Raw genomic sequence first — 13761 nt, forward strand, 5'->3', positions numbered from 1 at the left:
TACTCTCGTCCCATGAAGGCCACCGTCCCGCGCCGTCGACTGCACCGCGCAGGAGTGGCCATCGCCCTCCTCCTCGCCGTGACTGCCGGCGTTCTCGGAGTATGGCGACCGTGGATCCCCCTTCCCGCGGCGGCACCGATGGGCGCCGCGATCGAGGGTGCCGACGCCGCGTCCGAGGCACTCGCCCCTGCTCCCCTCACCCTGCCCGCGCACCCGACCGTCCTGGTCTTCGGTGACTCCTGGACCTACGGCTCTGCGGCGACGGTACCGACCCTCGGCTACGCCTACGTCCTGGCGAGCCTGATCGACGGCCAGACGATCGTGAACGGCGTCCGAGGGAGCGGGTACCTCAAGCCCGGTCTCGACGGCCCGGCCTTCGGCGAGCGCATCGCCGCACTCGACCCCGCCCTCTCCCCCGACCTCGTGATCATGCAGGGATCCATCAACGACCGGAAGCAGGGCGTCGCCGGTTACCGCGAGGCCGTCGCGGCAGCCTGGGACGCGATGGCTGCGAAGTATCCGGAGGCCGCGATCGTCGTGCTCGGCCCGGCACCGCACGAACTCCCCGTGGGCACGACCACCGCTCGCATCGACACGGATCTGGGTGAGCTCGCCGCGGCACGGGGCTGGTGGTACATCTCCCCCATCGCCCAGGGCTGGATCACCGCGCAGAACTATCTCGACGTGATCGATGTCGATCTGGGACGCAATCATCCTTCGACCGAAGGACACCGCTACCTGGCCGAAAAGGTCGCTGCCGCCCTCGACGAGATGCGCGCCGCGCCGGTCACCGAGGCGGGTGGGTCGGAGACGACCCCCGACGAGTGATATTGTCGATCGGTACGCCTCCGTAGCTCAGTGGATAGAGCGCCGGTTTCCGGTACCGTAGGTCGCAGGTTCGACTCCTGTCGGGGGCACATCGGGTTGTACGCGGATAATATGTGAATACGTACGCGTAACCCCCAAGTACGAGAAAAGCCGCCTGGTTTCAGGCGGCTCTTCTCGTTGGGGATGCATCGGTGCGCGATGCCTGAACTCCGGCCTCGTCGTCGCCTGCGCGAGCAAGACGCAGTGGCGGAATCGGGTGCTCCCACTCCAGATCACGCCTCTCACCGGAAGCAGCCAATGAAGTTCATCGAGATCCCCATGCTCCCGATAGTCGTTCCGCTGGGGATCGTGACCTTCCTCGTGCTGATCCGCGTCCTTCGCTCTCGCGGTCGCGTCACGTTCGCCCGCGCATCGGTCGCCGGTGCTCTCGCGATCTACGCGGGAGGAGTGCTCGCCAACACGGTATTCCCGATCTTCCTGCGCATCGGAACGGGGTTCTATGACGGACCGCGCCCGTTGCCGCTCTACCTCGTACCCTTCGTGGACTACGGGCTCGAGGACGCGCTCATCAACATCGTGGTGTTCATTCCGCTCGGAGGACTCATTCCACTGTTGTCCACGCGTCCGAGGTGGTGGAACGTGCTGGCAATCGTTGCCGGTGCGAGCCTCGCGATCGAGCTGGCCCAGATGGCTATCGCTCGACTCGCCATGGGTGGTCACCTCGCAGACATCAACGACTGGATGACGAATGTCCTGGGCGGCATGATCGGCTACGGCCTCTTCAGCCTCCTCACGCGCTCGAGCAGGGTCGCCACATTCTTTGACCGCTTTCGATGGCCGCCACGGCAGCGGCCTGCTCACGTCGAGGCTGGGGCGAGAAGCACTACTCGGTCGACCGCGACCCCGTCACGATCACGTATGACGTGATCCCCCCCCCCTTGGACAACCCTCCTCATCGTGCGAGGGTGGAGCGATGGGCACTTCACGCGGCGGCGAGCGAGGGGCGACGGGCCTCGGAGTGTTCTGCGCCGCGTACTCGACGTTCGTCGCCATCCTGATCCTCTCCGGAATCGCTGCTCCGACGCTGTGGTGGACGGTCGTTGGTGTCGGACTCACGGGCGCAGCATGTCTCGGAAACGCGTCTCGGCTCCGACACGAACGGTTGCGCGCGCAGGCGCCATCCGAGAAGAACTCGGGCTCATAGCAAGCGAGGTCGGGACCGTCAGACCTTCTCTTCTTCCGGACGGCTGCGCACCGCTGTCGATCCGAGGGACACGGTGGCGAACAGTCCGAGGGCAAGGAAGCCCGCCGCCGTCCATGCCGCATATCGAGTCCCTTCGGAGAAGGCGACCTTCGCATCCTCCGCGGCACTCGCGGTTGCGGGGTTCGACTCGAGCCCACTGATCGCCGCCCCGGCGCTGTCGACCACGGCGGACACGATCTGGTCCCGCTGCGCGGCGGGGATCCCTCGCTCGTCGAGCGACGAGGCGAGGATGCCCGCGGTACTGCTGAAGAGCACGGTGCCGAGCACCGCCACACCGAGCGCGGCACCGATCTGCCGGGATGTGGACTGCGTGCCCGATGCGGCCCCGCTATCCGCGACCGGCACGTCGGCGAGCACGACCCCGGTCAACTGGGCGGTGGCGAGCCCCACCCCGAGCCCGTAAACGAACAGGAACGGGACGAGCGGTCCCCACGTGGCGTCGGGTCCGATCACGAAACCCACCCCGGCGACACCGACGATCTCCGCGAGGAGTCCGACGCGCACGACCCACACGGGCGCGATCCTCCCGCTCGACGCACCTGCCACGCCGCTGGCCAGGAACGATCCGCCCGCCAGCGCGAGCAGGAGCAGTCCGGTCTGCACGGCCTCGAACCCGAGGACGAACTGCAGCCAGAGCGGGAGCGCGAGGATGATGCCGAACTCACCCAAGGACACGACGGCGGCCGCGATGTTCCCGTTGCGGAAAGAGGGGATGGAGAACAGCCGCAAAGCCAGGAGCGTCGAGCGTCCCGTGCGTCCGCGGTATCGGCCCCACAGGATGAACGCGACCACGGCGAGCACGGCCATGGCGAAGAACAGCGGAATCGGCGACAACTCCCACGGCCAGACCCACTCGCCCACCTGCGGCCGGGTGTCGACGAGCCACCACCCGTAGGAGCGCCCCTCGATGAGGCCGAACACGAGGCTGCCCATCGCCACGATCGACAACAGTGCGCCGACGACATCGATCTTGGCGACGCGATCACCGCGAGATTCCGCCACCGTCAGCAGCACGCCGATCACGATGATGATGCCGAGAGGGATGTTGATGCCGAACGCCCAACGCCACGAGTAGGCGGTCGTCAGCCATCCTCCCAGGAGAGGACCGACGGCCGCCATGCCTCCGATCGTCGACCCCCAGACGGCGAACGCGATGCCTCGTTCCTTCCCGCGGAACGTCGCATTGATGATCGAGAGCGTGGTCGGCAGGATCATCGCCCCACCGACGCCCTGCACCAGACGGGAGAGAATCAGGATCCCCCCGCCCGGTGAGAGGGCGGCGAACACCGACGCGGTCGCGAAGACCACGACCCCGATGATCATCATCCGACGCCGCCCGAAGCGATCGGCGAGACTGCCGAACACGAGCAGCAACGACGCGAACACGAGGGTGTACGACTCCTGCACCCACTGCACCTCGGTCGAGGTGATGCCGAGATCCTCGACGATCGCGGGAATGGCCACGTTGACGATCGTCGAGTCGACGATGATCAGCGAGACCGCGATGCTGATGAAGACGAGTCCGAGCCAGCGCCAGCGCGCGTATCGATCCATAATCGCTAGCTTAGTTAGCTAAATCGCTCCTTGGGACGCCAAGCCCTCGACATGAATCCATCAGTGGCACCGCGCAGCGATTCGCGGGAAGCTGAGGCATGAGGTTTCTTCCCCTGCTGTGGCGCTATCCGGCCATCACGATCACCGTCCTCGTGTTCGTCGGCGTGCTGGTCCTCCACGCGAGCGGAACGGCGGACCTCGGCCGATGGATCGCGACGGGCTATGTGGCGGTGTTCGTCGCCTGGACCCTGGTCGGGATGGTGCGCGACGTGCTCCGCGGTCACGTCGGACTCGACATCCTGGCGGTGGTCGCGATGGTCGCCACGCTCGCGGTCGGCGAGTACATCGCCTCCCTCATCATCGTGCTGATGCTCTCGGGAGGAGAGGCTCTCGAGGACTTCGCCGGACGCCGCGCGAAACGCGACCTGTCCGCGCTGCTGGATCGCTCCCCGCGCATCGCCCACGTGCTCGTGAATCCGGAGACCACGGAATCGGATGATGTCCGGGATGTTCCCGTGGATCAGGTCTCCGTAGACGACGTCCTCCTGGTGCGACCGTCCGAGATCGTCCCGGTCGACGGCACCCTCCTGACCACAACGGGGACCTTCGATGAGTCCTCGCTGACCGGCGAGAGCATGCCCGTGACCCGCGAGGCCGGCGGAGAGGTGCTCTCCGGGGCGATCAACGGAACCCGAGCTGTGCGCATTCAAGCCGTTCGCACGAGCGCGGACAGCCAGTACCAGCAGATCGTCGCACTCGTGCACGAAGCGGAGGCGTCCCATGCTCCGGTCGTGCGTTTGGCCGACCGCTTCGCGATCCCGTTCACGGCGGTGTCGCTCGTGCTCGCCGGCACCGCATGGGCGATCTCCGGCGACTCGACACGGTTCGCCGAGGTGCTCGTGCTCGCCACGCCGTGCCCGCTCCTGATCGCGGCTCCCGTCGCCTTCCTCGGCGGACTGTCGCGCGCGGCGAAGGCCGGAGTCATCATGAAGGGCGGTGCCGTCCTCGAACAGATCGCGCGCGTGCGGTCGGCCGCTTTCGACAAGACGGGCACCCTCACGCAGGGCAGACCGGAGCTCGTCGACGTGCGCCCGACGAACGGCTTCGATGCGGACGAACTCCTGCAGCTCGCCGCCTCGGCGGAGCAGTACTCGACACATGTCCTCGCCGAGGGCATCCGACGGGCGGCCGAGCAGCGCAGTCTCCCCCTCCATTCCGCCGACGAAGCGCGCGAGGAGGCGACGAACGGTGTGGTCGCCCGTATCGGCGGGCGGGTGGTGGTGGTCGGCAAACCGGCCTACGTCTCCTCCCACGCGCCCGATACGGTGCGCGCGACGCTCGACGTGAGCCAGGCCGCCGCGTATGTGTGCGTCGACGGTCGCTTCGCCGGCGTCCTCGTGCTCGCCGACCATCCGCGACCGGAGGCGGGATCGGTCGTCTCCTGGCTGCGCGGGAACAGCGTCGACCGGATCGTGATGCTCACCGGGGACGTGGGTCCGACGGCGGAATCCGTCGCCCATCAGGTGGGGATATCCGAGGTCCACGCGGAGCTGCTTCCTCCGGAGAAGGTGCGTCTGGCCGCCGAACTCCACCCGCGGCCGGTGATGATGGTCGGCGACGGGGTCAACGACGCGCCCGTGCTCGCCGCCGCCGACATCGGCATCGCCATGGGAGCGAAAGGAGCGACGGCCGCCGGCGACGCCGCCGATGTCGTGATCCTCGTCGATTCTCTGGCGAAAGTCGTGGACGCACTCTCCATCGGCCGCCACACCCTGCGCGTCGCGCTCACGGCGATCTGGATCGGCATCGGACTGAGCGTCGGGCTCATGCTCGTCGCGATGACGGGCGTGATTCCAGCGGTGGCCGGGGCTCTCGTCCAGGAACTCGTCGACCTCGCGACCATCCTGTACGCGCTCCGCGCGCTCAGCGGTCCGACCTCATCCCTTCCGCCCACGACAGTGCAGGAGACTCCCGCTGCACCGCCGAGTCTCACCCGACAGGGGTGACCGGCAGCCTCTTCACGCTTTCGCGGGATGCCAGCATGGAGCTGTCGAACCGCCGATCGATCGAGACGTGAGGATCCGAGATGACAGAGAACGCCGCCCTGCCGTCGTGGCGCGACACCCGCACACGGCGCGAGATCGAGGCGTTCGTCGCCTCCGTCGCCGACGGCCCGGGGGCGATGCCGGTCGAGGAACGGGTCGCCGTGTTCGACAACGACGGCACCCTGTGGTCCGAGAAGCCGATGATCACGCAACTGCACTACGTGGTGGAACAGTGGCGCGCCGCCGCTGAGCGCGATCCCGAGTTGGCCGCGCGGCAGCCGTACCTCGCTGCGGTGAGCGGCGACTTCGGTTGGTTGGGCACGGCGATCGACAAGCACTACGGAGGAGACGACTCCGACCTGAAGGTCATCATCCAGGCTCTCGTCGGACTCACCGATGGGATGAGGGTCGAGGACTACGCCCGATCGGTCGCCGAGTTCTACGAGGTCGCACAGCACCCGACCCTGAAGCGTCCCTACGCCGAGACCGTCTATCAGCCGATGGTCGAACTGCTCCGCTACCTCGAGCAGCACGGCTTCACGTGCTACATCGTGTCGGGCGGCGAGCGTGACTTCATGCGCCCGATGACGCAGGCGAACTACGGCATCCCACCGGAACGCGTCGTCGGATCGGCGTTCGGCCTCGCCTGGGACGACACGGACGCGACCGTTCGTTACTCGCCGTCCCTGGCCTTCTTCGATGACGGCCCGGAGAAGCCCATCCGGATCTGGACCCGTATCGGTCGGCGCCCCCTGTTCGTCGGCGGAAACTCCAACGGCGACGCCGCGATGATGGACTTCGCGCGCCGCGGACCGCGGCCCGGATTCGCGCTCCTTGTCCACCACGACGACCCGGAACGCGGCGACACGCCCTACGACACCGGTGCCGAGAGGGTGCTCGCGGACGCTGCGGACAAGGGCTACACCGTGGTCAGCGTGAAGGACGACTGGGAGACCGTGTTCCCCTCGTCGACGAGCGACCCGCAGGCATCCTGAGCCTGCGGGCCGAACTCTCGGTGGGGTTGTTCAGGGGGTCGTCGAGACGGTGGCATCCGGTGCGGCCACTTCCTCGTCGATGCCCTCTTCCCCGAGAACGTCCGTCGCGGTGGAGGGACGACGCACGAGCTCGACCAGGATGAGGAAGACCACGAGACCGACCGATACTCCGACCACCGAACCGAACGAGACCGGTCGCGTCATGATGAGGATGAGCAGCGCGACGGCCATGCCGGCGATCACGATCGGACCGTGGAATCGGTCGATCGCAAGGCCGAAGCGTCCCGTGGACACGCCTCGCCGTTCCCAGGTGTTCCGTACCGCAGCGAACCCGCTCGCCGACGCGCCCCGAAGCGCGACGGCGCTGCGGCTCGACCCGGCGATCCAAGCCCACACGGCTACCAGGACGCCGACCAAGGCCAGCGCAGCGATCGTCGAACTGAGCAAGGACGTCACCTGATCGAAGAGGGACTCGGCCGCGGCAGCCGTCATGATCGACGGACTGACCGCACCGATGAAGAACACCCGGCCGATCCCCATCCCCGCGGACAGGAGCAGGAACGCCACGGCGAGCGCCGCGCTGGTCCAGAACAACGCACGCGGGCGGTTCCGGGCGATCAGGATCCCCCCGACCACCAGGCCGAGCACGACCCACGGCAGCCAGAAGCCCGCGGCGACCGCGATCTGGTAGACCGTCCGCACCAGCACCAGAGCATCGGCCTGCGCGATGGGGATCGAGCGATCGATCTGCGGGATCAGGTCCGCGAATCCGACGCCGCGTTCCGTCAGCACCGCCTTGACGCGCTCGACCACGAGACCGAGATCGATCGACAGCACGCCGTCGTCTGCGAGCTGAAGCGCGGTGTCCGGACTGTTCTGCATGATCGCCACGGCACGCTCATGACTGAAACGCAGCGACTGCGCCCAGATGTCGGCGAACTGGTCGGAGGCGACCACGTCATGGATCACGTTGTCGACGAGGGACGTGAGCCCGCTGGCCGCCGGCGCCTCCAGGAGACTGAGGGCGGAGGACGCGCGAGGGGGAAGGTCCAGCTCCCGCAAGCCGTCGAAGACCTCGCCCACGACCGCGTCGAGGTCGACCTGCTCGTGGATGGCGGCACTGACCTGGTCGGCGACGAAATCCTGAACGTCGGGATCCTCGGCCAGAGGCGCGAACGTCGCCACGAACCTGTCGGCATCGACGAGCTGGAGGCGCGCCCACGTGCCCATCGCCGCGATCGGTGCCATCAACACGGCGACGGCGAGCACGATCCCCGCGACGATGCTTCTCGCCACCGGGCGCCGGCGCTGCTTCTCCGCCGGCGATTTCTTGAGCGCCTCGTTCTCCTGCTCGAGCAGAAGAACGCGGGCGCGCAGATCCTCCAGTTCGCTCACGCGGCGTCCTCCTCCGTGTCGCCCCTTCGTGTGCCGGGTCCGGCGCACGCCCCGATCGTCAGCTCAGCAGCTTCTGCTTCGCCGCGACGAACTCCTCCTGCGAGAGGACACCCGAGTCCTTGAGCGCTGCCAGCTGCTGCAGCTTCGCGACCATGTCGTCGGGCGCCGCCGCCGCCGGGGGTGCCGCTGCTGCAGGTGCAGGTGCAGCGGCGTACTGTGCGGCGGCGTTCTGCGCAGCCGCATCGATCTGCGCCTGCTGCTGGGCGGCTTCGTACTGCTGCTGCTCGTACTGTCCCTGGGCCCGCTGCTGCTGGTTCCGAGACATGGCACCGCCCACGGCCGACGCCGTTCCTGCCACGACGGCTGTCCTGGCTGCCAGCCCGATCAGTCCGGGGCGGCCGAATCTTCTCATTGGCATGTCTTAACCTTCCTGATCGAGGATGTCCATCATGGCGTTCACGACCGGAGCGGGGACGCGCTCGCTCCGGAGCACCTGCCCGCCTGCGGCCGCGAGGCTCTGCGCCAGAGCGCGGGCGAACGTGAGTTCCAGGACGACGACGGCGGCGGACTGCCCCGGATCGAGGGCGGCAGCGAGCGCCTCCACGTCCTCCTCACCGGCGAGGCCTGCGGCGATCGGCTGGAAGTCGTCCAGCCCGAGATCGCCGTCATCGTCGTCGAGCTCGACGATCTCGACCTCACCACGCGCCGACTTCGACAACACGACGAAGTCGAGCAACCGGACGACACCGCTGTCGATGAGGTCGGTCAGTGCCCGGAACGTCGCCGGGTCGGGACGCTCTCCTTCGAACCCGACGAGGTAGAACTCGGCGGGGCCGAATCGGAAGTCATTCATGGATTGTCCTTTCTCACGGTGACGAACCGGACCGTGCGCTCATGCTTGCATCGCTGTCGAGGCGGAGGTCCGCTTTCTCACCCCAACCGGGTGAGCGCTCAGCCGTCCGGCGGCTCGGTCTGACTGTTCTGGCGCGGGATCCACACCTTGCGGACGATGATCAGGATCGACGCGGTCAGCGGGATCGCCACGAGCGCGCCGAGCAGTCCGAGGAGGGTGGCGCCGATCATCGCGCCGATGATCACGAGCACCCCGGGCACCGCGGCCGCCTTGCCCATGACACGTGGCGTGACGACGTAGGCCTCCACCTGGATGTAGACGAGGTACGCGATCGCGAAGATCAGCGCGGCCAGCGGGCTGACGAACAGCGTCGCGACGCTGCCGATGACCAGGAAGACCAGAGACCCGATCATCGGGACCAGCGTGACGAAGAACGCGACGATCGCCATCACCGCGGGGATGGACGAGCCGACCGCGAACTGGATCACGAGCACGACCAGCGCGTTGATGATCGAGAGCGTCACGCCGCCGGAGACCACTCCCCCGACCGACCGCGTGATCTCCTCCAGCACGTCGGCGAATCGAGCCCGCCGGTACAGCGGGACCAGGGAGACGACGGCGCCCTTGATGCTCTGCAAGGAGGACACGAAGTACAGCGTGAGGACGACCACCATGATGAAGCTCGACACCGCTCCGATCACGCCGAAACCCGCTTTCAGCACCCCTCCGGAGATCGCGAGGAAGGAAGACAGCGTGGTGATCGAGTGGATGCCCTCGGCGACGACGGCCGAGAGGTCGACACCGAGGTTCGCCTCCAGTGCCAGATACCACTCGCTCTGCTGCATCGCCGCGATGGTTTCGGGTGCCGCCTCGATCGCGGCGGAGACCTGTCGGATCGTCATCGGAACGAGGACGAGGAGGATCACGGCGACGACGGCCAGGAACACGGCGGCGACCACCGCGACACCGGCCGCACGGCTCATCCTCCGGCGTTCGAGAGCGCGCACGGCCGGATCCAGTCCGAGCGCGAGGAACATCCCCAGGAAGATCGAGATGAGAACGGTGGAGACGCCGGCGATCGTCGCCGCCAGGGCGATCGCGAGCAGGACCCCCACGGCGACGGTGAACCCCGACAGCAACGGCTTCGCCGGGAGCATGAGCTGCAGGCGGGACAGGGGTCGACCCCTCTCCCGCTCCGTGTGCGTCACCGGCTCCGTCTCGTCCACACGGTGCACGTTACGCGCGAGGTTCCGACGGAGCGCCCACCGCCTCACCCGTTCCTGGTGACCGTGCGAGGGTCGCCCGCTAGGGGTGAGCGAGCTCCCCGCCCTCCCGGTCGCGCTGTCACTATCGCGGTACGCAGTAACTCAACGAAAGGGGTCCGAAGTGTCGATTTGGACAAGCTTCTGGGACATCATCTGGTGGTTCTTCTGGGTCTTCGTGTTCATCTCCTACCTGATGGTGCTCTTCAACATCGTGGCGGACCTGTTCCGGGACCACGCCCTGAACGGCTGGTGGAAGGCCGTCTGGATCATCTTCCTCATCTTCGTCCCCTTCCTGACAGCCCTCGTCTACCTGATCGCGCGCGGCAGGGGCATGGGCGAACGCAGCGCTTCGGCATACAAGGAGCAGCAGCAGGCTGCCGACTCCTACATCCGCAGCGTCGCCGGTTCCAGTCCCAGCGATGAGATCGACAAAGCGTCGAAGCTCCTCGCCGCCGGCACCATCACCCCCGATGAGTTCGCTGCCATCAAGGCACGCGCACTGAGCTGAGATCGTGCCTGAGGCGGTCGGTGTGACCCTGGAGGCGCTCGGCGACGTCGAGTTCGTCGTCGTGCGCCTCGAGGACGGCCGCCTCAGCCCGAACATCCTGGAGGCTCTGCTTCGACAGGTGGAGAGCGGAGCCATCCGCCTTCTGGACTTCCTGATCCTCCATCGACTGCATGGAGACGAGTGGCGGCTGATCGAGATCGACGCCGACGAGTTCGCGCTCGCCGGCCTCGGACTCGACACCCCCGGCCTGATCGGCGACGACGATGCGCGGCACTTCGCCTCGCACCTTCCCGTCGGCACCGTCGCGGCGCTGATGCTCATCGAGCCGACGTGGAGCGAGCGCTTCTCCCGCGACGTCGATCGACGAGGGAACAGCATCCTGGCGATGCAACCGATTCCGGCCGCGATCGCGAACACGATTCTCGCCACGGCCCTGCAGCACCACTGAGCGTCCCGCGTCGCCGGGTGCGTGGGAGCTCAGACCGTGGTGCGCACGGCCTCGCGCCGCGAGGACACCCCGAGCTTGCGATAGATCGCCCTCTGGTGCGTCTTGACCGTGTTGATCGACACCGCCAGCTCTCGAGCGATCTCGTGCAGCGTCCGCGCGGTCTGCAGCTGCTGGAAGACATCCCGCTCCCGCTCCGAGAGCGTCTCCACCAGCGAACCGGCGGCATCGTTCGCGAGGCAGCGTCCGATGAAATCCTCGAACTGCGTGCCGAAGTGGACGTGTTCGCCCAGCAGTTTGCGCACCGCCGTCTCGCGAGGCCCGAAGGGAAGCCGGATGTTCTCGCCGGAGGCGACGGCGACCGCCGCCTCGCACAGATCGTGCGCCTCGTCGTGATGACCACCCTGCCGGCGCAGCACCGCAGCCGTGATCAGTGTCGCCGACTTCACGTAGGAGATCTCGCTGAACTGCCGAAGCGAGCGCAGCATCTCCAGCGCCGCGGAGTATTCACCGGCCCGACGCAAGACGCCCGCGAGCGCGACGTTGACGACGGGGAGATCCGGGCACTGGATGTACTTCCTGGCGATCCGCATCGCCCGATCCTGACGCCCGACCGTCTCCTCGAGCAGAGCGACCGACGACTCACGGAATGCCGGCCAGGAGATGCCGTGGATCACCTCGAGGGGAATGTCCTGGATGCCGATCGCCGCACGACGGCACGCAGCGACGTCGCCCGTCTCCGCCGCTGCGTAGGCGGTCATCATGCGCGCGACGCTCGTGAAGGATCGGTCGGAACCCCCGTTGGCGATCACCGTGCCGAACTCCCGGATCGCCTCGGCGAACTCGCCCGACCAGTACGCGACATAGCCTGAGGCCGTCGCTGCACTCCCTCCGGCATAGGTGCTCCAGGGAAGGGTGGCGTCTTCAACGTCGTACGCGGCGGCGAGGGACACCCGTGCGTCGGTGAAACGGCCAGCCCACGTCTGACCGAATGCGAGATGCCCGAGCGAACGCTTCGCCAGTTCGCGGTCACCGGAGGTCTGCGCCTCCCTGGCGGCGACCGAGAAGTACTCCAGCGGAATCATCGGGTTGCCGCGATGACGAATCTCGGTCCAGCCGAGGAGATAGTTGAGCGCCGCGCGATCCCCGAGTTCGGTCGAATCCCCCTCGAGGAGCATCCGGCGCACTCTGGCGCTCGCCTCCGCGACCTCGGTGCGTTCATCCGCGATGAACAGCCGGGCGATGAGCAGGACCGGGGGTTCCGCTCCCTCGCACGTCCGGGCCACCGTCGCCTCAGCGCGGCGGAACAGCTCGCGGGCCACACGATGGTCACCCAACACGTCACTCGCGCAGGCGCGGACGAGGAGGACCTGCGCGTCGTCGGGGGTTCGATGCAGCATCTCCACCGCCGTGCGCTCGACCTCGGCGGCACTCGTCCCCACGACGAGACCGAGCCAATGGCGCAGCAACGTGTCTCTCGCGGTCACGGACTCCCCTGCGCGGAGCGAATGCGCGATCGATGCGATGGGATCGGTCGCCTCGAGCGCGCTCGCCGCACGGCGATGACAGGCGGCGGCGCGCACGGCATCGAGCCGCACGATCTCCGCACACTGTCGTGCGAACGAGGCGTGCCAGCGGTACACGACTCCGTGCGAACCGTCGAACCGGTCGAGGAAGAGACCGAGCCGCACGCACGTCTCGAGGAGTTCGGCCGCGTCGGGACGCTCCGTGACCGCAGCGGCCAGCTCCGGCGTGAGCTCGCCGCAGACGCTCGCGTCGAGCACGAAGTCGGCCACGCCCGGTGGCAATGCGCCGAGCACATGTTCGCGGACGTAGGCGCCGAGGAAGCCGGACGCGCTCTGCGCCACGGAGTCCGGTCGAGCTCCACCGATCATCATCAGGCGGACGGCGATCGGCCAGCCCCTGGTCTCCTCGAAGATCGTGTCGGCGGCGAGACCGTTCGCCACCGACGCCTGCAGACGCTCCACCTCCGGCTCCGTGAAGCTGAGGGTCTCCGCTCCCACGAAGGCGTCCGGATGCGTGATCCGATGCCGGGAGAGCGTGACCTCGAGCAGCGTCGTGCCGACGAGGATGATCCGCAGGTTGTCCGGCCCCTGCTCCGCAAGCATGCCGAGGAGACCCCGACGCCAGTCCTCCCCCGCGCGCTGCGCGTCGTCGATGATCAGGTGCACGCGGTCGTCGACGCCCTCGAAGGCGCTGCAGATCTCCTGGTAGGCGTGACTCGGGTCGTCCAGGTCCCGAGAGATGGCGAGCGACCGCCCTGCTCTCTCGGCCCCGACCAGCAGGGCGTGCACGACTCCCTGCGTCAGCCGCGACGGATCGCAGTCGAACGAGCTGAGGCCCAACCAGGCGACCTGCTCGAGCCCGGAAGCCCAGTCAGCGACGGCAGTGGTCTTGCCGAATCCGCTGGGGGCACTGACCACGACAAGCGAGTCCGCCGCCGCTGCCGCCTCGAGCGCGTCGCTCACGCGTTCGCGACGGATGGCGCCTGGTTGCGGTGCCGGCGGTCGGAAACGCACCGTCGGTCCCGGCGTCGTCGAGCGTACGGGGGGCGACATGGCACCAAGGTACTGGCGTATCGGTTAGCC

At 67.7% G+C, this 13761-nt stretch carries 13 protein-coding genes and 1 tRNA gene; 8 read left to right on the plus strand and 6 right to left on the minus strand.

Annotated elements, in window-relative coordinates:
* The first annotated feature begins 12 nt into the window (after positions 1 to 12).
* The 4 genes from LVJ59_RS03980 to LVJ59_RS03995 all read left to right on the plus strand — a co-directional run bounded on the left by LVJ59_RS03980 (position 13) and on the right by LVJ59_RS03995 (position 2032).
* Positions 13 to 828: an SGNH/GDSL hydrolase family protein gene (locus LVJ59_RS03980; RefSeq protein WP_232762074.1), complete on the plus strand. Its 816-nt coding sequence runs from the start codon at positions 13 to 15 to the stop codon at positions 826 to 828.
* A 16-nt stretch (positions 829 to 844) separates the two neighbouring features.
* Positions 845 to 917, plus strand: a tRNA-Arg gene (locus LVJ59_RS03985).
* A 208-nt stretch (positions 918 to 1125) separates the two neighbouring features.
* Positions 1126 to 1755 (plus strand): VanZ family protein, encoded by a 630-nt coding sequence (locus LVJ59_RS03990; protein ID WP_232762075.1) that lies wholly within the window; start codon positions 1126 to 1128, stop codon positions 1753 to 1755.
* A gap of 46 nt (positions 1756 to 1801) precedes the next feature.
* The gene (locus LVJ59_RS03995) at positions 1802 to 2032 is read left to right on the plus strand and encodes a hypothetical protein (protein WP_232762076.1); all 231 of its coding nucleotides are present in this window, start codon (positions 1802 to 1804) and stop codon (positions 2030 to 2032) included.
* A gap of 18 nt (positions 2033 to 2050) precedes the next feature.
* Here the strand turns inward: LVJ59_RS03995 and LVJ59_RS04000 are convergent, their stop codons facing one another.
* A complete protein-coding gene (locus LVJ59_RS04000) occupies positions 2051 to 3646 on the minus strand; it encodes a DHA2 family efflux MFS transporter permease subunit (protein WP_232762077.1) in 1596 nt (531 codons plus the stop codon).
* A 98-nt stretch (positions 3647 to 3744) separates the two neighbouring features.
* Between LVJ59_RS04000 and LVJ59_RS04005 the strand changes: the two genes are divergently transcribed.
* Together LVJ59_RS04005 and LVJ59_RS04010 are read left to right on the plus strand one after the other, a co-directional pair.
* The gene (locus tag LVJ59_RS04005) at positions 3745 to 5652 is read left to right on the plus strand and encodes a heavy metal translocating P-type ATPase (RefSeq protein WP_232762078.1); all 1908 of its coding nucleotides are present in this window, start codon (positions 3745 to 3747) and stop codon (positions 5650 to 5652) included.
* Positions 5653 to 5732: 80 nt separating this feature from the next.
* On the plus strand, positions 5733 to 6686 hold the full coding sequence (locus LVJ59_RS04010; RefSeq protein WP_232762079.1) for an HAD family phosphatase: 954 nt from the start codon (positions 5733 to 5735) through the stop codon (positions 6684 to 6686).
* Between the two features lie 30 nt (positions 6687 to 6716).
* Here the strand turns inward: LVJ59_RS04010 and LVJ59_RS04015 are convergent, their stop codons facing one another.
* The 4 genes from LVJ59_RS04015 to LVJ59_RS04030 form a co-directional block, all read right to left on the minus strand.
* A complete protein-coding gene (locus LVJ59_RS04015; RefSeq protein ID WP_232762080.1) occupies positions 6717 to 8081 on the minus strand; it encodes a hypothetical protein in 1365 nt (454 codons plus the stop codon).
* A 58-nt stretch (positions 8082 to 8139) separates the two neighbouring features.
* A complete protein-coding gene (locus LVJ59_RS04020) occupies positions 8140 to 8499 on the minus strand; it encodes an SHOCT domain-containing protein (protein WP_232762081.1) in 360 nt (119 codons plus the stop codon).
* Positions 8500 to 8502: 3 nt separating this feature from the next.
* Positions 8503 to 8934 (minus strand): DUF6325 family protein, encoded by a 432-nt coding sequence (locus LVJ59_RS04025; RefSeq protein WP_232762082.1) that lies wholly within the window; start codon positions 8932 to 8934, stop codon positions 8503 to 8505.
* A 98-nt stretch (positions 8935 to 9032) separates the two neighbouring features.
* Positions 9033 to 10160 (minus strand): AI-2E family transporter, encoded by a 1128-nt coding sequence (locus LVJ59_RS04030; protein ID WP_232762083.1) that lies wholly within the window; start codon positions 10158 to 10160, stop codon positions 9033 to 9035.
* 160 nt (positions 10161 to 10320) lie between these two features.
* Between LVJ59_RS04030 and LVJ59_RS04035 the strand changes: the two genes are divergently transcribed.
* Together LVJ59_RS04035 and LVJ59_RS04040 are read left to right on the plus strand one after the other, a co-directional pair.
* Complete coding sequence (locus LVJ59_RS04035; RefSeq protein ID WP_047520406.1) at positions 10321 to 10707, plus strand: SHOCT domain-containing protein; 387 nt, start codon at positions 10321 to 10323, stop codon at positions 10705 to 10707.
* A gap of 4 nt (positions 10708 to 10711) precedes the next feature.
* Positions 10712 to 11155: a DUF6325 family protein gene (locus LVJ59_RS04040; RefSeq protein WP_232762084.1), complete on the plus strand. Its 444-nt coding sequence runs from the start codon at positions 10712 to 10714 to the stop codon at positions 11153 to 11155.
* Between the two features lie 29 nt (positions 11156 to 11184).
* Here LVJ59_RS04040 and LVJ59_RS04045 read toward each other — a convergent pair whose 3' ends face one another.
* On the minus strand, positions 11185 to 13731 hold the full coding sequence (locus LVJ59_RS04045) for a LuxR C-terminal-related transcriptional regulator (protein WP_232762085.1): 2547 nt from the start codon (positions 13729 to 13731) through the stop codon (positions 11185 to 11187).
* Positions 13732 to 13761 lie beyond the last annotated feature (30 nt).

Origin of the sequence: Microbacterium sp. KKR3/1 (assembly GCF_021272365.1) — a bacterium.
Taxonomy (GTDB): Bacteria; Actinomycetota; Actinomycetes; order Actinomycetales; family Microbacteriaceae; genus Microbacterium; species Microbacterium aurugineum.